The sequence below is a fragment of the Rugamonas sp. DEMB1 genome (assembly GCF_029834475.1).
Classification (GTDB): Bacteria; Pseudomonadota; Gammaproteobacteria; order Burkholderiales; family Burkholderiaceae_D; genus Rugamonas; species Rugamonas rubra.
The window spans coordinates 212,589-235,101 of the sequence record NZ_CP122407.1; the positions used below are offsets into that span (position 1 = coordinate 212,589).

The following is a 22,513-nucleotide window of genomic DNA, read 5'->3' on the forward strand; positions in this document are numbered from 1 at the left end:
TTCCTTGTGTGGGTGGAGTGGTTAAAGCGCGTCCAAACGGGCCGGTAGATCGCGCAGGAATGCCGCCTTGACGCGCGTGCCGGCGGCGCCGCCCGCCTGTCTTTGGTCCAGCAGCAGGCGGGCGAACACGACGCTGCGTTGGCCCTTGCTCGCCCAGCCGACATACCAGCCGTACTGGTGCTTCTGGTCGTCGCGGCCGTCGGCCAGGACGACGGCGGCGGTGCCGGTTTTGCCGTGGACTTCCCAGCCGTTGGCCAGGGTCTGGGACGGCATGATGCTGGCGGTCATGTCGTAGGCCTTCGCCGTCAGCGGCAGATCGCGCCTGAGCACGCTGCGCAGGAAGGCCAGCTGCTCGAGCGGCGAGATCTTGAGGCTGGAGCTGACCCATGACAGCGTCAGCCCGTTGTCCTTGCCGGCATCGCCGGACACATCGTGGTTGCCGTAGTTGAAGTCGGCGACGTAGCGCTGGAATCGCGCGGCGCCAAGCCGCGACGTGACCTGCTGGGCGTACCAGACGACCGAGTTCTTGAGCCAGCTGCTGGGATCGGTCGTCGCGCGCCACGACGGGTTCCAGTCGGCATAGCCCTTTTTGAACGGCAAGCTCGGCGCGTGCTGGTCGCTCAGGATGCCGCTGTCGTAGCCCATCAGACTGACGGCGATGTTGAACGTCGACGCCGGCGTGACCCGTTCGTCGCACTGGCCTTCGAGGACCAGGCGCCGGCCGCTGGCGGCGTCGGCCAACGCGGTGCAGCTGAGCGCCGTCGGCGCGGCGGCGCCGCCGAGCGGCCAAGGCGATGTGTCCGCCGTCGGCCGGGCGCCTGCCGACGCCGCGTCGATGTGCCATGCCAGCGCCGGCTGGAAGGCGAGGCTGGCGGCGAAGATGCCGGCCAAGCCGGCGAGCGCGGCGCAGCGTGCCCACGGCCCGCGCGGCGCGGCGGCCGGCTGGCGGATCAGCGCGATCCGCGCCGCCAGCGTGCTCGCGCTGACGCCGCCGAAAGCCAGCGCCGTTCTCACCGTGCGGTGCTGCAGCGTCAACGTCGCCAGCAGCGCCGCCGCGTAGGCCTTGCGTTGCGCCTGGGGACGGCCGCGCAGCACGTCGCGGTCGCAGCCCAGTTCCTGCGCCCAGGACAGGCTTTCGCGCAGCAGGCGCATGAAGGGATTGAACCAGAGCAGCGTTTGCAGCAGGATGCCGGCGCCCATCCAATACAGGTCGCCGCGCCGCAGATGGGTGAGCTCGTGCTCGACGATCATCTGCTGTTGTGCCGCCGCGAAGCCGCGCAGGTGCAGCGGCAACAGCAGACGGGGGCGGAACAGGCCGAACAGCATCGGCGAGACCGGCGCGTCCACTTCGACCACCGCCGGTGAGGGCGCGCGCGCCGCCGCGCCGGCAAAGCCGTCGTGTTGGTCCAGCGCATGCAGGCGCTGTCCGGCGGCGGCCAGGCCCTGCAATATCCGCCGCGCATGCCACAGCTTGGTGATCGAATAGACCAGGCCGAGCAGGTACATCAGCAACCATGCCTGGGCGCCGTAGGCCAGCCAGGAACGCCGGCTCTGTTCCACGGTTGGCGCGTTGGCGGAGCCGGCGGCGGCCGCCAGCGGCCTCGTCGCGCTCGGGGCGACAAGGCGCGCCTGCGACGTTTCGGCCAGCTCGATCGGCGGCACCAGGCGCAGACGCTCGCTGTGCGGCAGCAGGACCACCAGGAAGCTCGCCAGCACGGTGGCCTGGCCCAGCAGCCACAGCGAGCGCTGCGCGGCGAAAGCGGGGAAGCGGCGGCGGCACAGCGCCGTCAGCGCCCACACGCCCAGCCCGGCGGCCAGGCAGCCGCAACTGGCCAAGAGGAAGCGCAAAGCCAGCAGGTCGGGCGGGCTCATTTCGCCTCGTCGCGGCCGTCCTCCGGCCAGTCGTGCAGCAGTTGTTCCAGCCGGGCGAGCTCGTCCTCGTCGACCAGCTTGCTGCCGGTGAACATATTGACCGGCAACGGGGTGTCCATCTCCATCACGCGCCTGCCGAAGTCGTGCGCGAACGCCGCCAGGGTGTCGACCTTTTCCAGCGCCGCCTCGTACACCAGCACGCCGTGCACGGTGTGCTGGCGTACCGAGCCCTTGTCCAGCATGCGCTCCAGCGTCTTGCGCGTCGACGAGTACGACCAGCCGAGTTCGCCTTCGACCTGCTGGTGGATTTCGCGCGCGCTGAGCGGCTGCTGCCGCCATAGCGACTTCAGCACGGTCAGTTCGGATATTGAGGGGATTGCCATGAGATGCTCCATTGCGACGATTGCCGCTATTGTGCGACATGTGTCGCATGCGCGTCAAGGAAGTTCCACCGACGGACCGCGTTCAGCCACGGCGAGCCTGACCAACCGGAGGCATCTCGCCTCCTGGACTCACTTCCGGAATACTGAAATTCCATTGCTCAGGAGGAAGGAATACGCTCGGCCTATATTGCCTAAAAATGAGCGTTGTTGAACTACGCCAAATGACCTTTATTGAACCACGCCCAATTTCGTTACATCTTCATTTAGTTTGATAATTATCAACATAACTTTATGCAATGTTGTTATTCTTGCACTTAAGGCGCCTAAAGTGCTTAGGATATGGTCGGAATCAACTTCCCGATTTTGACGCACCTGATGGGCGCGCTACGGCGTTGCGCCTCGTTTGTGTGGCCCGTTTTGCTACGACGAACAACGCAGCCAGGGAGCCGAAAAAGTGCAATCGACCCTGTAGCGCTCTCACCCAACTGGTGAACGGGTCGTGCCGGCGTGGCGATGCATTGCCAAGGGAGCGTCCAATATAGACATTTGCAGCCGCTATTGCCGCTGCACCAAATATAGGGGGGGGCATGGATTTTCGTCTCAGCAGCGAGCAGCAAGAAGCTGTTTCACACATCCATCGTTTTGCCCGCGAAGTGTTGTCCGCCTCGGCCAGCGAACGCATCGCGTCTTCCCATTTCGACCGCAACAAGTGGACGCAGGCGTCAGAGACCGGCCTGGCCGGTTTGCCGTTGCCTGAAGAGTGGGGCGGTTCCGGCTTTGGTGCGCTCGATACCATGCTCGCGGTGGAGGCGCTCGGCCAGGGTTGCGTCGACATGGGCCTGGTGTTCTCCCTGTGTGCACACATGTTCGCTTGCGCTGTGCCGCTGTGGCGCCATGGTTCGCGCGAGCTGCACGAGCGCTACCTGTCTGGCATGGCGAAAGGCAGCCTGATTGCCGCCAATGCGATCACCGAGCCCGGCTCCGGTTCCGACGTATTCGCAATGCGCAGCAGCGCGCGGCGCGACGGCGAGCACTACATCCTCAACGGCGAAAAATGTTTCGTCACCAATGCGCCGGTGGCCGATGTCTTCCTGCTGTATGCGAAGACCGATGCGCAGCAATCCTATTTCGGCATCAGCGCCTTTTTGATCCCGCGCGGAACGCATGGCCTCACAGTGACTACCGGTGAGCGCAAGTCGGGCCTGTGCACCTCGCCCTGGGGCAGCGTCCATTTGGACGACTGCAGAGTACCCGTATGGGCGCGCGTGGGCGACGAAGGCGCGGGCGCGACCATCTTCCATGACTCCATGATCTGGGAGCGCGGCTGCCTGTTTGCCGCCTATGTCGGCGAGATGGAGCGCGTGCTTCAGCAATGCGTCACGCATGCGCGCGAACGTAGGCAGTTCGGCCGTCCGATAGGACACAACCAGGCGGTGTCGGACCGGCTGGTCGACTTCAAGCTGCGCCTGGAAACATCGCGCCTGCTGCTGTACCGCGCCGGCTGGCTCTATGATCAGGGCCTGCCGCATGAAGAGGCGATCGCACAAAGCAAGCTGTGGGTGTCCGAGTGCGCGGTGCAATGTGGGCTGGACGCGGTACAGATCTTTGGTGGCGCCGGTGTCTGCAGCGAGACCGGCATCGATCGCTTGCTGCTGGATGCACTGCCGGCGCGCATCTTCTCCGGCACCAATGAAATACAGCGCGAGTTCATCGCACGGCACATGGGGCTGCGTTAGCCCGAATCATTCGGTTTCGCGTACGCGCCGGACACATAGCTTGTCCGTGGCTAGTTGGAATCCGGCGGTCCTGCAAAGCTGGCTTTTTGAAGGCGGCTGTTCAACCCAGAAAAAGGTAGAGGCAGAAAATGGCAACGCAGAAAAAGTTCCCCAGCAAGGATTATGAAAAAGGTGCAGCGGCCATTCCCGTTGCGGACGATAACGGTGTACGCGACGACGAAGCGCTCGGCGCTTGCGACGTGGTGGTGGTCGGCGGCGGGCTGTCCGGCCTCGTGGCAGCCTGGAAGCTTGCTGGCCATAGCGTGCTGGTGCTGGAGCGGGAGACCACGGTGGGCGGCGCGGCGCGCAGCGGGCAGCGCGGTGAACTACGCTTCGCCACAGCAGGCAGCTGCTTCCAGGAGCCGGTGCCAGGTTCGGACACGGCGCAATTGCTGAGCGGGCTCGGCTTGTCCAATGCATGGCGCTCCACCGGCAACAGTCAATTCGTGCTGTTCAACACACGCCATCTGCTGCGCGGTCTGGGGGAGGTCACGCTGGGGCTGCTGAAGCAGCCGAAGGAGTTGCTGAACCCGGCGATGTATGGACTGACATGCAAGCTGATCGGCGCCGCATTGCGCGGCAAGAAATTCATCGCGGCGCCGAAGAAGCTGGGCGATCCGGTGTTTGCGGAACTATATGCCTACCTGCGGCGCTTCCGCAAGGATGGCGACAAGTATCCGGCGGTGCCGTGGCAAGCCGGATGCGGCTGGACGCGCGAGGAGATGGAACAGTTCGACTCGATTTCGCTGGCCGAACTATTGTTCGACGAGAAAGTGCGTTCGCGGCTGCCAACGGCGCTGGTGCCGGATGCGAAGTTCGGCCCGCTGGTGCGCGATGCGGTCGAGACGACCCTGAAAGTGGAATGTCTGTCGGTGGCGGATGTGTCCGCCTATGTCGGGCTGCACTTCCTGGTCGGCTACTTGTATGGCACGCTGGTGACCTTCCCCGGCGGGAACGGTTATCTCAGCGAACGTCTGCAGGCGGCGTTGCGCGAGCGTGGCGACTGCCGTATTGCGGTCGGTGCGCGCGTGCAGACGGTTGCGCGTGATGGCGAACGTTACCGCGTCACCTTTGAACGCCGCGGCGTGCAGAGCGAGGTCAGCGCCGGCGCGGTGGTGTGGGCCGCGCCCAAGCATGCAGCACTGGATGCGGTCTCCGGTTTGCCGGCGCAGCAGCAGCATGCGATACGTCAGATCCAGCACCGCGACTACTGCATCGCCAACGTCTACCTGCGCAACGCTGCCTGGACTGAATACTTCGGCGGCTATGTGATCGAAGGAGATACCGCCGCCGCCGCGCCGCTGGCCTGGTGCCGCAGCAGCGTGTGCGTGGTCGCCAACTGGCTGGACCGCGACAACGGTAAGAAAGCCGGTGTGCTGACCTTGCTGAAGCCGGTGGCGGAACGGCTCAACCAGGGCAAACTCGGCAGGACAGATTTTGCGCAGCTGCAGCAGGTGACCTTGCAAGAAGTGTCGGAAATGCTGCAGGCGAAGGGACTGTCCGCCGACGAGGTGGAAGACATCCGGATCTGGCGTTGGTCGCGTGCGTTGGTGGTCGCTACGCGCGGGCAAATTAAGGCCGACTTGTTCGTGCGGGCGTCGCAGCCGGTGGGTGGGGTTTCCTTTGCGAACCAGGACAGCGTCGGCATCGGCAACCTGGAGAGCGCGGTGAGCGCAGGGTTCGATGCGGCACAACAGGCGCAGGCATACCTGCGGCGCACGGCGGCGGATACGATGGTGGGGCAGGCACTGCGTTCCGGCCTGCATGTGATGGAAATTGCCGGCAACCCTGCGACCGGCGTGCAGCGTTTCGGCGGCAAGGCTAACTCGCTCAATACATTGATCGGCGCCGGCTTCCCGGTGCCACGCGCCTATTGCGTGACGGTCGATGCCTGTCATGCTTTTTTGCAGGCATCCGGATTGGCGGCCTGGATCGACGGCATGGACAAGGTCGACCGCGACACCTGCGCCGACATCCGCGTACGCATTGCGCAAGCGCCGTTGCCGCCCGCGCTGCAGGATGCGATCGTCGCCGCCTATCGCGAACTCGGTGGCGGCCGGGTCGCGGTGCGATCCTCCGCCGTCAATGAGGACGGCGATGCACAATCATTTGCGGGCCAGTACGACACCTTCCTGCACGTGGAGGGCGAGACCGCGCTGCTCGATTGCGTGAAGCGTTGCTGGGCGTCGCTGTGGAACGAACGCGCGCATGCCTACCAGGGGCGCAACCGGGCCGACGGCGGCATCGCGGTGGTGATCCAGCAGATGATCGTTGCCGATGCTGCCGGCGTGTTGTTCACCGCCGACCCGATCAGCGGCGATGCCGGACGCACGGTGATCGAATCCTGCTGGGGATTGGGCGAGGGCGTGGTGTCGGGCCAGGCGAGCACCGATACCTATGTGGTGGACAGCGACAGTCATGCGCTGATGGAACGTATCGTCCGGGCGAAGCCGGTGATGTGTGCGCGCACTGCAGATGGCGTCGCGATGCAGGAGGTGCCGCCGCAATTCGTTGATCAGCCGAGCCTGAGCGATATGCAGGCGTCCGAACTGGCGGCCTGTGCCGCACGCATTCGCCGCCATTACGGCTGCGAACTGGATATCGAATGGGCACTGAAGGATGACAGTATCTGGATACTGCAGGCACGGCCGATCACGGTGACTGCTTCCATCGCCGGTAAGCTGTACGGCGACGAGCAGGAAACCAATCAGCAGGTGCGCGACAACACCATGTTTTCGCGCATGGACACCGGCGAAATCCTGACCGGGCTGATGACGCCGCTCGGACTGTCCTTCACCCGCTTCTACCAGCACCACATACACGGCCCGGCAGTGAAGACCATGGGCTTGCTCGACATCGGCAGTTCGCAGTGTTACGTCGGCTACCTGCAGGGTCATGTGTACCTGAACATCTCCGCATCGGCGCGGCTGCTGACGCAATGCCCTCCCACGCACGAGCCGATGAAGTTCACGCGGCGCTACGCGACCCCCGACGTCGACTTCACGCACTACAAAAATCCCTACGGCGAACCAGTGTCCGGGTTCCAATTCTTCAAGAGCAGCCTCTACTGGCTGGTATGCCAGGTGCAGAATATGGCGACCGCCGGCGGCACGGTGAGCAAGATGATCGCCTTGCGCCGGCGCGAAACCGAGCGCTTCCGCGAGCTGGATCTCGAGAAGATGAGCCTGCCGCAGCTCGATGCCGAACTGCAGCGCATCGACCGCCACTTCCTCGAATCCTGTGCCGCCTACATGCCGTTCTTCCTGCAATCCTTCGCGCTGTACGATGCGCTGGCGGAGATGTGCGAGAAGTGGCTGGGGAACGAAGGAAAAGGGCTGCAGAACCGCATCAAGGCATCGATGAACAACCTGCGCACCATCGAGGTGACGCGTGGCGTGTGCGAACTGGCAGCGCGCGTCGACCGCTCGCCGGTGCTGCGCACACAGTTCCTGGAGACGCCGCTGGCGCAGTTGGCGGATAGCCTGCAGCAGCATGCGGAGGGCCGCCGTTTCTGGAACGAGGATTTTGGCGCCTTCCTCGCGGACTTCGGTTCGCGTGGTCGCCAGGAATTCGAACTCAGCATTCCGCGCTGGAACGACGATCCGACCTATCTGCTGCAAATCATCCGTCTGTACCTGACCAGCGATGTGCAGCTTGAATCGCGTCTGGCGACGATAGACAAGGCGCGCGAAGAAGACACGCGGCAGTTGCTGGACAAACTGCCGCTCAAGGCAAGGATGACATTCCGCTTCGTGATCGCCGCCTACGCGAAGATGGCGGAACGGCGCGAAGCGACGCGCCCGACCTTCATCGCCGAGACCTGGTTCTACCGCAAAATCATCGTCGAGGTGCTGCGCCGCGTCGAGGCGGAGGGTGTGTCTGGCATACAGCCAACCTGCCGTACATCGATTTCAACGAATTGCGCGATTACGTGGCCGGGCGCAAAACGGCGCAGCAGGCATTTGCTCCGCAACTGATTGCGCGCAACCGTCGGCAGCATCTGCTGAACGAGCGCCTGAAGGAACCGCCAATGGCGCTGATCGGCGGCCATGTGCCGCAGCGCGACGATCAGGTGTTGCTGGACGCGGCGCAGGGCGACCTGCTGCACGGCCTCGGCGCCAGCCCCGGCGTGGCGGTGGGGCGCGCCCGCGTGATCACCGACCTCAACCGCCAGGCGGGCGAATTCCGCCAGGGCGAAATTCTGGTGGCACGCTTTACCGATGCATCGTGGACGCCGCTGTTCGTGCTGGCGGCCGGGGTGGTCGCGGACATCGGCTCGGCCTTGTCGCACAGCTCCATCGTGTCGCGGGAGTTCGGTATTCCGGCGGTCGTCAATGCGAAGCAGGCGACGCAGACCATACGCACCGGCGACCTGATCTACCTCGACGGTGACGGCGGCGTGGTGCGCATCGAGGAACGCGTTGCCGATACCGACGAACCGCTGCTCGAGCAGAGGGTGATCGCATAAACATTCGGTAGTTGTCTCCGCAGATTTCAATTTTCCACTAAAGGGCGAAAATATGGATATGACGGCTATAGGCGTGGTTGTTGTCACGCGCCGCCGCGAGTTCTTTGAAACCGGTTTCAGTGTGTTGAACGATGTGCGCGGCGAAGTGTTCCAGCACGTGGAAATTGATGCCGACATCGACTACGCACCAGCACCGTCGGTGCCGAACCCGGTGTATCGCGAGGCGTGCGACAAGGCGGTGCGCTTCCTCGCCGCGCGCCAGGAACGCTTGGCGATCAAGGTGATCCAAGCCGACAGTCTGGAGGCGGCGTTCGACAAAATTACCGCCGCGCCCACGCAGGGCGGCTTCCAGGTTGGCATGCTGTTCATCGATTACGCCGATCCGCTGTACGATGGCATCAGCCCGCAAGAAATCGACGAGCAGCTTGCCAGCTTCCACGCGCGCCTGCGGGAGGCGGCGGTGCCGGCATTCTGCTCTTCGTTTTCGACGGCGGTATTCACCTCGCCGCACGGGAACCGCATCCGCTACCAGCCGATGGAATACATCGAATGCATCCTGCCGTCCGAAAGGGCGGTGCTGCAGACGGAGTTGCTCTGCCTGTGGATGGATTTCCTCGAACTCAGTTATGTCAACCGCCGCGCCAAGACCGACACACGCGGCCTGCGCAAGAATACGCTGGCCGGCTTCCTGACCGGCTTCCTGTCCGGGCGCGCCCGCGGTGACTGGCTCGGTTTTTACTTCACCGGTTCGCTGGTGTCCAATCTGATCAGTTGTTTTGAAGTGGAGGCGAACCGGCTCGGCGCGCTGGTGCTACGTGGACCGAGCGAACACAGCCTGGCTTGCGGCGCGATGGCCAACTGGCAGCTTTACAAGAAGCCGTTCGCGGTGATCGTTACCAGCGGCATGATCGACGAATTCCGGGGTACGCTCGCCAACCTGCGCGAGGCGCGCGCCAAGGGCTTCATCGTATGCGCGGAAAACCGTGCCAACCAGTGGTTTGCGTTCCAGGGCACGATTTCTCGCGACGAGGATACGCGTGCGGTGCTGCAGGCGCGCGGCATTCCCTATGTGTACATGGAAGACACCGACAACATCGCTGAAGACCTTCGACGCGCGGTGGCGCTGTACGACGCGGGGCAGGGGCCGGTGGTGCTGTTGGCGACGCAGGCGGTGCTCGACGCCGGCGACGAACTGGATCCGGCTCTGTTTGCACCCGCCGTCAACGAGTGCGCGGCAGCGCCCGACGAGGCGGCGCAGGATGTTTTGCGGGACGTGATGCAGATCATCAACCAAGGGCCGGAACGGCTGCTGTGGCAATGCGGGCCGATGGATGAGGAAGAACTGGCGTTGACCCTGTCGATCGCGGAGCGTGCCGGCATCGCGCTGACCGACTCCCTCACCCATCCCGGTTCGGTGCCGAAGTACCGCGACGGCAAGCGCATTCCAAATTACCTCGGCACGCTGGCAGTGTACGGCTACAGTCCGCGCGTGTACAACTACTTGCATACCAAGGACAAGCTCAATCCGCAGTCGCAGCAATGCCTGTTCCTCATGAAAAGCAAGCTTGGGCAGGTCAGTACGCCGTTTTCGGAAGGCCGGCTGAAGCGCATGCTGAGAATCGTGCAACTGACCCGCAACGCCGCACACATTTCACCCTTTACCGACCATGGGCTGGTGATGGACTACCGTAGCTTCCTGCGCCATGTGGAGCGCCACCTCGACGTGTCGCCGGCCTTGCGCGAACGCCGCTGCCGACTGATGGCGTCGGTGCCGGACACGCCGTCGGATGTGGCAAGCAAACTGCCGGCGACACCGATGAGCCCGAACTATTTTTTCGCGCGCCTGAATCAACTGGTGGAAAAGCTGATCGTCGAGCGCGCTTACGACTACACCGGCCTGTACGACGTCGGCCGCTGCGGCATGTCGGCGATCCGCAATGTCGCGCGCACCCGGCGCGGCTTTTCCGGTTGGTACGGACGGGCGCTGATGGGTGACGCGCTGCAGGCCACGCTGAGCGTCGCGTACACCAGCGGCACCAACGTAGTCGCCTTCATCGGCGACGGCGCCAAGGTGCCTCGTGCCCGATATTCTGCCGAGCTTTATCGAGAACGCGCTGAATTATCCGGACCGCATGCGTAAGAACTTCACCGTCTTCTACTTTATGAACGGCGGCCACTCGGTGATCAACACCTACCAAGAGCGCATCCTGTTCAACCGCACCTCGCGCCAGATGCGTCTGGTGAACCTGATGTCCGCCGACTGGGAGGAGGACATCTGCGGTCTGCAGGTCTGCGCGCGCACGCTCGACAGCTTCGACGCCGACATGCTGGCCGAGGCGCTGCAGAAGCCGGGGCGCGTCAATCTGTTCTCGGTGGTGGTTGGGCATAACAACGAAGGCGACGGGATCAGCCTGGCGACGGCGACGGGATGGCAGCGCGATCAGATGCAGATTGAGCCGGCTGCCGTGGCGGACGATGTGCCGTTGATCGTGTGACGACAGATAAATCGTGCGCGGACCGGCTCCTTTCCCCTGCCGGGAGGAGGGGACAAGTGGTGGCGGCGGCTAACTTTAATGATCCCCATATGAAACAAGCACCAGGAAAAACAATGAAATTTGGATTCATCGCACATCCGACGTCGGTCGGACTCAAGCGTTACGTGAAGATGCTCGACCTGCTGCAGCGTCAATCGAAAGACCTGCAAAGCGGCTACCAACGTGACTTGTGGCGCCGCGAAAACATGGTGCCCTTCGTCGACTTCGGCCAGATCCGTTCCGCCGCCGGCGCCACCTGCGAAGGCATCGTGCACTACCTGCCGCTGACCGCCGATGAAATGCTGGCGTCGGCGCGCGAGGTGCAGGAACGCATCTTCGAAGGCATCGATACGCTGGGCAAACAGGGCGCGCACCTGGTCGGCCTCGGCGGCTTCACGTCCATCATCGGCAAGCGCGGCTTGGTCACCGCCGAGCGCGCCAGCCTGCCGGTCACCAGCGGCAATTCGCTCACCACCTATGCCGGCTACAAGGCCCTGCTGCAGGTGTTCGAATGGCTGCAACTGCGCCCGCAGGAGGCACGGGTGGCGATTGTCGGTTACCCCGGCTCGATCTGCCTGGCGCTGGCGAAACTGCTGCTGGCGCAAGGCTGTCGCCTCGACCTGTTGTACCGCAGCGGCAGCGCCAGTCCGGAGGAATTGCTGGAACACCTGCCGGCGAAATGGCATGCGCAGGTGACGCTGCGCGACAGCATCGACGACTGCTATGTGAACAACCGCATCTTCGCATCGGCCACCTCGTCCGGCGACGTGATCGACGAGGCGCGCCTGCTGCCGGGTTCGATCGTGGTCGATATCGCGTTGCCGCGCGATGCGGTCCGCAGCACGCCGCCACGTACCGACACGCTGGTGATCGACGGCGGCTGCATGACCGCGTCGCCGCAGGTAAAGCTGGGCGGGGAATCATTGAACATGGCGATCAAGCAGCAGATCAACGGCTGCCTGACCGAGACCATGGTGCTGGCCTTGGAAGGGCGCGCCGAGTGCTTTTCCATCGGGCGCACGCTGGAGCCGGAAAAGGTGCTGGAGATCGGTGCCCTGGCCGAGCGCCACGGCTTTTACGCATTCCCGCTGGCGTCCTGGGGTGAGCGCATCAATGAGAAAATCATCAGCGGCCTGCGTCGTTATCACCGGCGCCAGGAGTCCGCTCCGGCACAAGCGGATGGCGGCGAACAGCGTCGTACCCAGACGCTGCAGCGCTACCGCAGCCACATCAATCCAATGCTGGCCGACTTCCTCGGCATGCAGCGCTGCGACCATGTGTTCGACCGCGCCGAGCGATGCACGCTCACCGATACCGAAGGCCGCCAATTCCTCGACATGGTGTCCGGTTACGGTTGCCTGAACCTCGGCCACAATCCGCGCATCGTGACCGATGCGATCCGGAAGTTCCTGACCGATTCGACGCCCAACTTCGTGCAATACGTGTCGTTGCCGCAGGAGACCGCAAAGCTGGCCGAGCGCTTGTGCGCGATCGCGCCCGGCGAATTCGAGCGTGTGTTCTTCAGCAACTCCGGCACCGAAGCGGTGGAGGCGGCGCTGAAACTGGCGCGTGCCGCCACCGGCCGCACACGCTTCGTGTACGCGGAAAACAGTTACCACGGCAAGACGCTGGGCGCCTTGTCGGTGACCGGCCGCGAGAAGCACAAGAAGCATTTCCGGCCGCTGGTGCCGGGCTGTGTCGGAGTGGCTTTCGGCGATCTCGAGGCATTGCGCAGCGAATTGATATCCGAAGAGGTGGCGGCCTACATTGTCGAACCGATCCAGGGCGAGGGTGGCGTCAAGATGCCGCCGGCCGGCTACCTGGCGGCGGCGCAGGAGATCTGCCGCCAGACCGGCACGCTGTTGATCGTCGACGAGATCCAGACCGGGCTGGGACGCACCGGCCGCATGTTCGCCAGCGAGTGGGAAGGACTTGAGCCGGACATCATGGTGCTGGCGAAATCGCTGTCGGGCGGCTTGATCCCGATCGGCGCCACGCTCAGCACCGCGCAGGTATGGGATGCCGCCTACGGCACCATGGGCCGTTTCCTGCTGCACACATCCACCTTCGGCGGCTGCAACATCGCCGCGGTCGCCGGCCTGGCCGCGCTCGACGGCCTGCAACAGCAGGGTCTGGCCGAACGCGCGGACGAACTCGGCACCTACTTCAAGGCGGAGCTGGAAAAAGCCACCGAGCACTATCCATTCATCGCCGAAGTGCGCGGGCGCGGCTTGATGCTCGGCATCCAGCTCGACAACGATTTCGCGGGCGCGGTGGAAGCCTGCGCACGCGAATTCGGCACGCGCCTGCCGGGCGACTGGCACTTGACCTACCGTTTCTTCCCCGATGAGGTGAAGCAGCACCTGGCCGAGGCGATGAGCAAGATGGAAGAGTCGCTGGCCGAGATGTTCTGCATGCGCTTCGTCACCAAGCTCAGCAATGACCACGGCATCCTCACCTTCGTCACGGCCAATAGTTCGACCGTGATCCGCATCCAGCCGCCGCTGGTGATCAGCCGGGAAGAAATCGATCACTTCGTGCGTTCGTTCGCGACCGTCTGCGAAGAAATGTCCACTTTTTTGAATTAAAGGGAACCGCATCATGGAATTGAATAAAGAGCAGATCGTTGACTTGATGATGGGATTTTTCAAGACCAAGACGATTACTTCCGCCCTGGAACTTAAAGTCTTCGACGCGCTGGAGCAAGGCCCGGCAACGGCGCAAGCCATTTGCGAGCAGCGCGACATTCCGCTGCAATCCGGCAAGCGCCTGCTGATCGCGTTGACCGCCATCGGCCTGCTGGCGAAGGAGGAGGATCGTTTCCGCCTCACTAAGGCCGCGCGCGAATACATGGTGAGTGGTTCGGCGCAATGGCTGGGCTGGCTCGGCCGCCATATCGATACCTTCCTGTATCCGCTGTGGTCGCATACGGCGCAAGGGGTGCGTGACGACAAGGATCAGCGTCAGGCCGCCTTCGGTGACGACCGCAGCTGGTTCAGCATCCTGTACCAGAACCCGCAGGATGTAGTTGATTTCCAGGAATTCCTCGGCATTTTCGCGCAACCCTTTATCGAGGGCATGCTGCAGGGATTCGATTTTTCCGGCTACAGGAAATTCATGGATATCGGCAGCGGCATCGGCACCTTGCCGATGGCTGTCGCTGCGCGCTATCCGCAGCTTGGCCTTAGCGTCTGCGAACTGCCGCAGGCGACTAGCTTCGTGCGCGACAAGATCGCCGAGAACGGTTATGCCGACCGCATCAAGATCGTGGCGGGCGACGTCATCGGCGGCACCATCCCCAAGGGGGAACACGACCTGATTCATCTCGGCTGGATGCTGCACGACTATGCGCCGGACATCCAGATGCAGATCCTGCGTCACATCCACGAGGCGCTGCCGCCGGGCGGCACCTTCATCGCCAGCGAGACACCGTTGGCCGATGACGAAAGCGGCCCACTGTTCACGTCGCTGCTGTCGATCAACATGCTGGTGTCCACCGACGGCGGCATCGAATCGACCCGCGCGCAATACCTGCAACTCTTCACAGAAGCGGGCTTCGTCAATGCAAGGGTGCAGGCGATACCGGGGCCGCGCACCTTGTTCATCGGCGAAAAGCGGCAATGAGCGCGGCTGTCGGAAACCTGAAAACATCATCTAACGAGAGGACACCATGTTAGGAAACAAGCTTCTCGCGTATATCGCGGAGAACTACCTCGGCGGCGAGTGCCAGCAGTTTGCGTTGGACACGCCCTTGCTGGAATTGAACATCATCGATTCCAGTGCCTTGTTCGATCTGGTCGACCTGCTGCGGCGGGAAGCCGGCGTGACGGTGCCGCTGAAGGCGGTCGTCCCGACCAATTTCAAATCGGTGCAGCACATGCTGGATCTGGTCGAGCGCCTGCAAAGCGAAAGCCGGCAGGCACCGGCACAGGCAGCGGGGGTAGCATGATGAACGTACAGGCAATCGACCACACCGCAACGCCGGACGCGGGACTGCAGGCGTATGTGCTGGACATGTTCCAAACCCACACCGGCTACGCACGCGCCGACCTCGTGCCGGATGCCGATTTCGAGAGCGATCTCGGCATCGACTCGGTGACGCTGGCCACAACCCTTGCGGAGCTCTACAAGGCGCTCGGCCTGTCCAGCCGGCAAAATCCGCAACACACAGGCACGATTGCGCTCGTGCTGGAGCATATCGGGCAATGCCTGGAACAGGACGGCAAGACGCTCGCCTTGCCGCGGCGACCCTGCGTGCCGGAGCGCGCGGCCGATGCGCTGACGACGGCGGTAGTGGCCGCCTACAGCCGGCACACCGGTTACCAGCCGAGCGACCTCGTGCTGGATGCCGAGCTGGAGAGTGATCTCGGCGTCGACTCCGTTACCCAGGCAGCCGTGTTGTCCGAGCTTCCCAAGTTGCTTGGGATTGCCGCCGTCGCCTTTCCCACAGGGTTGACCAGCATTGCACAGGTCATCGCGCATCTGCGCCCGCTCGTGCGCCTGGAAATGCTGGAACCGGCAGCTCCGGCAATTGCAGTGCCGCCGGCGACGGAGGAAAAGAAGTGGTCGGAGCCCATCGACAAGCTCGGCCATGCCGACGCCGGCGATCTTTCCGTGGCGGCGGAGCCGACAGCGGACGACGCTCGTACGATGAGGGATTTCGTCAACATCCCGCATCGCGACCTGTTCCACAAGGCCCGCGAGTTCAATACGTTCTATCAGCGCAAGCAGCAAGAACAGTTGTACTGGTACGGCATGCCGCTGGAATCGCGCTGCAGCAACCGTGCGGTGATCTACGACGAGGTCAGCGGCAAGCGCCGGGAATTCCTGATGTTTGCGTCGAACAATTACCTGGGCCTGGCGAATCATCCGGAAGTGATCGAGGCGATCGTCAAGGGCGTGCGCGAATACGGTGCCACCAATACCGGCTGCCGCCTGATCGGCGGCACCAATGTGCTGCACATGGAACTGGAGCGGCGGCTGGCGAAGCTGAAGGGCAGGCAGGCGTGTATCGTCTACCCGTCCGGCTATTCCGCCAACCTGGGATGCATTTCCGCGCTGACCGGGCAGAACGATCTGATCTTTACCGATGCGCTGAACCACATGAGCATCCAGGACGGCTGCAAGCTGGCCGGCGCGGCGCGCAAGATTTATCCGCACGACCTGGACGGACTGGAAAAAATTCTACAGAAACATGCCGACCACGACGGCGGCAAGCTGATCGTCACCGACGGCGTGTTCAGCATGCACGGCGATGTGGTCGACTTGCCGCGCCTGGTCGCGCTGGCGAAGCAATACGGTGCGCGGGTCTTGGTTGACGATGCGCATTCCACCGGTGTGCTCGGCCGCACCGGTTCGGGCACCACCGAGCATTTCGGCATGAAGGGCGCGGTGGACCTGGAAGTCGGCACCATGAGCAAGACCCTGGCTGGCGTCGGCGGCTTCGTTTGCGGCGACGAGGAGGTGGTCGATTACCTGCGTTTCTATTCGCATTCCTATGTGTTTGCAGCCACTATCCCGGCGGCGGTCGCGGCCGGCCTGATCGCCGCGATCGACGTGATGGAGCGCGAGCCGCAGCGCATCAGCATGCTGTGGCGCAACGTCCATCACCTGCGCGGCCATTTGCTGGAAGCCGGGTTCGACCTTGAGCATTCCGCCAGCGCGATCATCCCGGTGGTGGTCGGCGATGATCGCAAGACGCTGGAATTTGGACGCGCGGCGCGTGCACGCGGCATGTATTGCCAGACCGTGGTGTTCCCCGGCGTCGCTGTCGGCGATGCGCGTTTGCGCATCAGCGTGAGCAGCGAGCACACGGCGGATGATCTGGATCAGGCGGCGCAGATACTGGTGGATGCGGCGAAGGAGGTGGGGGTGGAGGTGCGGGGATAGGTTTTCAGGTGAAGGACTTGCGGTTCCTCCCCCTCCGTAAGGGGGAAGGTGCCCTATCCCGGACAGCCATGTGCGTGCACGGGAACGGCAAAGGACCGGTTGCCCTCTTTTTTACAAAGAAGTGAAGCACCTCAATCCAATTGGCAAAAGAACATGAGCACTCCAACCTTTACCCCAGTCATTGATTACCTGCGCACCGCCGCGCGGGAACATGCCGATCGCCTTGCGTTCGTCGCTCCCGACGACATCAGTTATAGCCAGTTCTACCAGGCCGTGCGCCAGCGCGCTGCACATTTTGCCCGCCATGGAACACAGCGTGGCGACCGCGTCGCCATCTGGCTGCCGAAATGCCGGGAGTATGCGTTGTCGCTATATGCGGCGATGGAAATCGGCGCCGTCTATGTGCCACTGGACGGCACGCAGCCGGCGGAACGCGCAAGAAAAATCCTGGACAGCGCCGAACCGACGGTGCTGGTCACGGATGCCGCACATTTCCGCGCGCTGGACGGATGGCAGCGCGATACGCTGAAACTGGTGCTGATCGTTGACGATGTGCCTTGCGATTATGCGCCGGTTGGCAACACTGCGATCATGAAGCTTGCCGCAATACAGCCGTCGGTCGAATTGCCGCCACCGTTCGCCGCCGGTGTGGACGATCTCGCCGCCATCCTGTTTACGTCCGGCTCCACAGGCGTGCCGAAAGGCGTGCGGATCAGCTACGGCAACCTGCACAGTTTCATCGCTTGGGCACTGGCGGAATTCAAGCTGACGCCGCACGACGTGTTCGCCAACCATGCCGGTTTTCATTTCGACCTTAGCACCTTCGATTACTTCGCCGCTGCTGCCGTCGGCGCCGCGGTATGGATCGTGCGCGAGGACGAGCAGCGCGATCTTGCGGCGCTGATCGCCGGCATCCGGCGGCACAAGGTCAGCGTCTGGTACAGCGTGCCGTCGGCACTCGCGCTGCTGGCTGGCAGCGGCGAGTTGACATCTGAGCTTACCGCATCGTTGCGCCATGTGCTGTTCGCTGGCGAGGTATTCCCGATACGGCAACTGCAGGCATTGAAATCCTGCCTGCCCGCGGCATGCGCGCTGTACAACCTGTACGGCCCGACCGAGACCAACGTCTGCTTGTACTACCACGTGCGCGACGATGACATGGCCCGCGATAAGCCGGTCTATATCGGCAGCACGCTGCCCGGCGTGATTGCGGAAATTCTCGACGCGGACGGGCAGCCGGTCAGCGGCGAAGGTGCGATCGGCGAACTGGTCGTTTCCGGCGCGTGCGTGACGCCTGGCTACTGGCGCCGGCAGGAAGCGGCCAATCACGTCAACCACCTGCACGGGCGGCATGCCACAGGCGACTTGGTCGGCATCGAGAACGGCTTCCTGTACTACCACGGCCGCAAGGACCGCATGCTCAAGCTCAACGGCAACCGTATCGAGCTGGGCGAAATCGAAGCGGTGCTGGGCGCGATGCCGGGTATCGCAGAAGTCGCGGTCGTGGCGGAGTGCGCGGGGGATACGCAACACATCGTTGCCTATTACACGCTGCGTCATGCCGGCGAAAGACTTGGCGTGCTCGATATCAAGAGCTACTGCAGCGCCCGGCTTCCGCGCTACATGATCCCCAGGCTTGCCCGGCAACTGGAAGAATTGCCGAAGAATGCGAATGGCAAGGTCGACCACCGCGCGCTGGAGCAACTGACTCGCAGCACCGGCGACACCGCAGCCATGCCGCATGCGGACGAGCGCAACGAAATCGTCACCGCCGATGCATAAGCCGCCGGATTTCGAGCCGATCGCGATCGTCGGCATTGGTTGCCTGTATCCACAGGCGCGCGGCAAGGATGCGTTCTGGCGGCAGCTGCGGGCGGGGAAGTCCCACTTTGCGCCGCTGCCGCTGGCACGTTACTGGGACACCGACGGCGGCGTGCGCGAACAGTTGCGGGGATGGCACGGCGCCTTTTTCGACGAGATGGAATTCGATTTCAAGCGCTTCCGCATTCCGCCGGTCTACCGCAAATCGGTATCGCAAATGATGTTGATGCTGTTGCAGGTGGCGGACGAGTGCGTGCGCGATGCCGGGTATGGCAAGCGCGATCTGCCGCGCGATGAAGTGGCCGTTATGTGCGGCACCTGCTTCGGCTTCGACAGCACCATCGCCAACGCATTGAAGGTGGAAGGCGTGCGGCTGGCGCATGAACTTGCCGGCAGCGCCGAGGAATTTCTGCTCCTGAAGGAGACGTTGCGCGAGCGCTTCGGTTCCTCCTCGCATGACCGGGTCGGCGAAATGGCAAGCAGCATTCCGGCGCGCATTGCATCCATCCTGTCGCTGCGTGGTCCGGTGCAGGCAATGGAATGCGCGGATGCGACCGGCTACGCGCTGCTGGAGGCGGCCAGCCTGTCGCTTCACAGCGGCCAGAGCAGGGCGGTAATCGTCGCCAGCGGACAACGCATCGAGAGCCTTCTGACGCCGTTGGCACTGGCAAGAAAGGGTTTTACTGGCGCCTGCGGCGGCCACCCTTTTGCGCAGGACGGAGCAGGCACGCCCATGGGCGAAGGCGCCACCGCGCTGCTGCTCAAACGCTTGTCCGATGCGCGACGCGACAACGACCGCATCTACAGCGTGCTGCGCGGCATGGCTGCGGCAAGGCAGGACGTGCCGGGGGCATTGGCTTATGCGGTCGATGGCACGGCGGCGTTCCATGTGATCAATGAAGCTTGTGCCCAGGCGCAAGTGACGGCGGCGGCGCAACAGTATATCGACTGCGTGCTGCCCGGCATCGGCAGCCAGGTGCCGCAGTTGTTGAGCGTCTTGAGCGATGCCTGTGCGGAAGGCGGGCATCGGCCGCTGCAAGTTGGCGCCAGTGTCGCCACATTCGGTCATACCTTTGCCAATGCGGCACTCGCCGCGGTAGCGGGCAGCAGCCTGATGTTGCACGAAAAAACCTTGCCGCGGATGCGGAGTTCGGCGGCGCTGCATGCGCGTGCCGGTATTGCGTATCCCGATGCTGCTATTCCTTGGCCTGGCGACGCGCCGCGGCTTGCCGGCGTCTTTGGCAGTAGCCTGACCGGCGTGCAATGGCATCTGCTGCTGTCGGCACCCGAAAGCGCCAGTCAGGCATTGCCGTCCGATATGTCGCCTGCGCAAGAACAGCAGGAACCGATTGCGATCGTCGGCATCGGCGGTGCCTTCGGTCCCTGCAGCAATAGCGCCGACTTCGCGCAGCGCCTGTTCGACGGCCTTGATGCAGTGCAGCCGCTGCCGGAAAACGTGCTGCCGCGCTCCGCCTATTTTGGCGAAGGCGAGGCCGGTGTGCTGTCCAGCTATGCGCAATACGGCGCCGACCTCAAGCAGCGCGAGTGTTACGATGCCGGTCTTGCCGCATTTAAAATATTCCCGAAGCGCGCTGCCGCGCTGGATATCGCGCAAAAGCTGACCCTGCATGTCGCCGCCGAAGCACTGGTCGATTTCGGCTTGGCGCAGAAGCGCGACAAGCTCGGCCGCACCGCGGTGATCGTCGCCTCCAATCTCAGCCTGGGCCGCGAGCGCGAACTGGCGTGCCGGCTGCACGCGCCTGAACTGGTGCGCACCTTGGGAAGCGTGCCCGATGCCGCTACGGCGGACCACGGCATCGATCATTTCACGCTGGACGGCTACCTCGCCAGCGGCAGCGCGGCACTGGTGTCGGCCTGCTTCGGCCTTGCCGCGATGCCGCTCGCGGTGGAAGCGGCCTGCGCGTCGTCACTGGCGGTGTTCAACAACGCGGTGCTGGCGTTGCGTCGGCATCGCTACGACCTGGTGCTGGCCGGCGGCGTCGAATTGCCGGCCAACCTGCGCGATCTGGTGCTCTGTTCGTCGCAAATGATGCTGTCGCAACAAAGGATAGCGCCGTTTTCCGAGCATGCCGACGGCTTCTCGCCGGGCGATGGCGCGGCGCTGTTCGTGCTCAAGCGGCTCAGCGATGCGCTGCGCGACGGCGACCGTGTTCATGCGACGATCACCGGCGTTGGCGGCTCCACCGATGCAGTGTCGATGACCGCGCCCGATCCAGACGGGCAGGCGCTGGCGATGCGCCGCGCCTTCGCGCAGGCCGGCTATGCGCCAGCCAGCGTGCAGTACGTCGAAGCGCACGGCACCGGAACGCGCCTGGGCGATCTCGCGGAACTGACGTCGATCGGCAGCGTGTACGGCGCCGCGCGCGCAGTGCCGCTGCGCATCGGTTCGGTCAAATCCAACATCGGCCATACCTTCGCCGCCGCTGGCGCCGCCGGCTTGCTGAAAACGGTGCTCGCCATGCAGCGGCATGCGCTGCCGGCCACCTTGCTGCGCCGCCGGATCGATCCGCAGTTGCCGCTGGCGGGCATCCCGGCCGAACTGGTGACCGCCAACACGCGCTGGGATGCGATCGACGGCAGCCGGCGCGCGGCGGTCAGTTCCTTCGGCACCGGCGGCATCAATTACCACCTGCTGCTGCAAGCAGACGGCGCCGTTCACTAACCACGGGAGTCTCACATGCAATCCATCGTCCATAAAATCCGCCTGCTTGACATCGGCCATGCGCAGGCTTTCGAAAACTGGGTACTGGACACGGACTATGCGACCTGTCCGGAATTGCCGAGTGTGCGCAGTTTCGACGTGCACCGGGTCAGTGGCGCGCATGATGCGCCGTTCCACTATATCGAGGTAATCAAGGTGAGCAGCAACGAGGCATTCAAGCGCGACATGGGCAGCGCGAGCTTCGCGCGGCTGGTGGAATGTTTTTCCACGATGGCGGAAGTGGTGGAGGAAGTCGCCGGCACGCAGCTCGGCGCCGGTTACCGGGCGCCTGCATGAGCGGCATTGCCGCAATCATGTTGCCGCGGACGGAAACGCCTTGCACAGTGGGCATCGGTGACTGCGTTGTCAGCGCAGTGTCGGTCGAAGCGGTAGCGCGGCGCGAAAATGATCCTGTTTACCTCGCACGCATGTTCGGCAATACCGAGCGCGAGCGGCTGCACGGATTGCGGCTGGCCAAGCGGCGCCGCGAATGGATGGCCGGGCGCGTCGCCGCCAAGGCCGCATTGCAGCATCTGCATGCGCAGGCCGGTGCCGAATCGCCGTTGCATGCGCTGGTCATCGGCAACAGCAGTGCCGAACACAATCGCGGCCAGCCGGAGGCGGCCGGTGGCCATGTCAGCATCAGCCATTCGCAAGGATACGCGGTGGCTGCGGCCAGTGCCTATCCGGTCGGCATCGATATAGAGCGTGTGAGGCCGTTTCCGGATGCGGCGCGCGAGATGGCATTTACTGCGCATGAATTGCGCGTCAGCGCCGCCGGCGGCGATGCCGCCTGTACTGCGGTCTGGGCCTTCAAGGAAGCCTTCATGAAGGCACACGGGAAAAGCATATTCGGTTGGTTTGCCGACATCGAGCTGGAAGCAATCGGCTGCGACGGCCACTTGTCATGGCGCGTGTCGCCGCGCCTAGTGGCACAGTTGCCGAGCAGCCAAGGACCGCAGCTTAGCGGCTACGGCGGGCTGATCGGCGATTACGCGCTGGCGCTGGTAGGACAGTGCGTGTCACACGGGTACGGGTAAGGGACGTCT

Annotated in this window: 15 protein-coding genes and 1 pseudogene; 13 read left to right on the forward strand and 3 right to left on the reverse strand. The window is 63.7% G+C overall.

Annotated features, from left to right (window positions below; genetic code table 11):
- Positions 1-21 precede the first annotated feature (21 nt).
- The 3 genes and pseudogenes from blaOXA to QC826_RS00985 all read right to left on the reverse strand — a co-directional run bounded on the left by blaOXA (position 22) and on the right by QC826_RS00985 (position 2,255).
- Entirely contained in the window at positions 22-837 is an 816-nt protein-coding gene (gene blaOXA, locus QC826_RS31490) for a class D beta-lactamase (protein WP_409567845.1), read from the reverse strand.
- Between the two features lie 123 nt (positions 838-960).
- A pseudogene (locus QC826_RS31495) lies at positions 961-1,872 on the reverse strand (M56 family metallopeptidase); the annotation flags it as partial.
- Positions 1,869-2,255: a BlaI/MecI/CopY family transcriptional regulator gene (locus QC826_RS00985; RefSeq protein ID WP_279764012.1), complete on the reverse strand. Its 387-nt coding sequence runs from the start codon at positions 2,253-2,255 to the stop codon at positions 1,869-1,871. The pseudogene QC826_RS31495 and the gene QC826_RS00985, both read right to left, overlap by 4 nt.
- Before the next feature lie 587 nt (positions 2,256-2,842).
- Here QC826_RS00985 and QC826_RS00990 point away from each other — a divergent pair.
- From QC826_RS00990 to QC826_RS01050, 13 genes are all read left to right on the forward strand, one after another.
- Positions 2,843-3,991, forward strand: coding sequence for an acyl-CoA dehydrogenase family protein (locus tag QC826_RS00990; RefSeq protein WP_279764013.1), 1,149 nt, complete (start codon positions 2,843-2,845; stop codon positions 3,989-3,991).
- 128 nt (positions 3,992-4,119) lie between these two features.
- The gene (locus QC826_RS00995) at positions 4,120-8,007 is read left to right on the forward strand and encodes an FAD-dependent oxidoreductase (RefSeq protein ID WP_279764014.1); all 3,888 of its coding nucleotides are present in this window, start codon (positions 4,120-4,122) and stop codon (positions 8,005-8,007) included.
- Positions 7,950-8,498 (forward strand): PEP-utilizing enzyme, encoded by a 549-nt coding sequence (locus tag QC826_RS01000; protein ID WP_279764016.1) that lies wholly within the window; start codon positions 7,950-7,952, stop codon positions 8,496-8,498. Before QC826_RS00995 ends, QC826_RS01000 begins: the two co-directional genes overlap by 58 nt.
- Positions 8,499-8,550: 52 nt before the next feature.
- Positions 8,551-10,638: a decarboxylase gene (locus QC826_RS01005; protein WP_279764017.1), complete on the forward strand. Its 2,088-nt coding sequence runs from the start codon at positions 8,551-8,553 to the stop codon at positions 10,636-10,638.
- A complete protein-coding gene (locus QC826_RS01010; RefSeq protein WP_279764018.1) occupies positions 10,631-10,993 on the forward strand; it encodes a hypothetical protein in 363 nt (120 codons plus the stop codon). The genes QC826_RS01005 and QC826_RS01010 overlap by 8 nt, the downstream gene beginning before the upstream one ends.
- An 89-nt stretch (positions 10,994-11,082) precedes the next feature.
- Entirely contained in the window at positions 11,083-13,620 is a 2,538-nt protein-coding gene (locus QC826_RS01015; RefSeq protein WP_279764019.1) for an aminotransferase class III-fold pyridoxal phosphate-dependent enzyme, read from the forward strand.
- A gap of 13 nt (positions 13,621-13,633) precedes the next feature.
- On the forward strand, positions 13,634-14,656 hold the full coding sequence (locus QC826_RS01020) for a methyltransferase (RefSeq protein ID WP_279764020.1): 1,023 nt from the start codon (positions 13,634-13,636) through the stop codon (positions 14,654-14,656).
- A 46-nt stretch (positions 14,657-14,702) separates the two neighbouring features.
- A complete protein-coding gene (locus QC826_RS01025; protein ID WP_279764021.1) occupies positions 14,703-14,981 on the forward strand; it encodes an acyl carrier protein in 279 nt (92 codons plus the stop codon).
- Positions 14,978-16,921 carry an aminotransferase class I/II-fold pyridoxal phosphate-dependent enzyme gene (locus QC826_RS01030; protein ID WP_279764022.1) on the forward strand — a complete coding sequence of 648 codons (1,944 nt, stop codon included), beginning with the start codon at positions 14,978-14,980 and terminating at the stop codon, positions 16,919-16,921. Before QC826_RS01025 ends, QC826_RS01030 begins: the two co-directional genes overlap by 4 nt.
- A gap of 153 nt (positions 16,922-17,074) precedes the next feature.
- Entirely contained in the window at positions 17,075-18,703 is a 1,629-nt protein-coding gene (locus tag QC826_RS01035) for a D-alanine--poly(phosphoribitol) ligase (RefSeq protein ID WP_279764023.1), read from the forward strand.
- Positions 18,696-21,425: a polyketide synthase gene (locus tag QC826_RS01040; protein WP_279764024.1), complete on the forward strand. Its 2,730-nt coding sequence runs from the start codon at positions 18,696-18,698 to the stop codon at positions 21,423-21,425. The genes QC826_RS01035 and QC826_RS01040 overlap by 8 nt, the downstream gene beginning before the upstream one ends.
- 15 nt (positions 21,426-21,440) lie before the next feature.
- Positions 21,441-21,761: a hypothetical protein gene (locus QC826_RS01045; RefSeq protein WP_279764025.1), complete on the forward strand. Its 321-nt coding sequence runs from the start codon at positions 21,441-21,443 to the stop codon at positions 21,759-21,761.
- Positions 21,758-22,504, forward strand: a complete 747-nt coding sequence (locus QC826_RS01050) for a 4'-phosphopantetheinyl transferase superfamily protein (protein WP_279764026.1) — start codon at positions 21,758-21,760, stop codon at positions 22,502-22,504. The genes QC826_RS01045 and QC826_RS01050 overlap by 4 nt, the downstream gene beginning before the upstream one ends.
- The last annotated feature ends 9 nt before the right edge of the window (positions 22,505-22,513 follow it).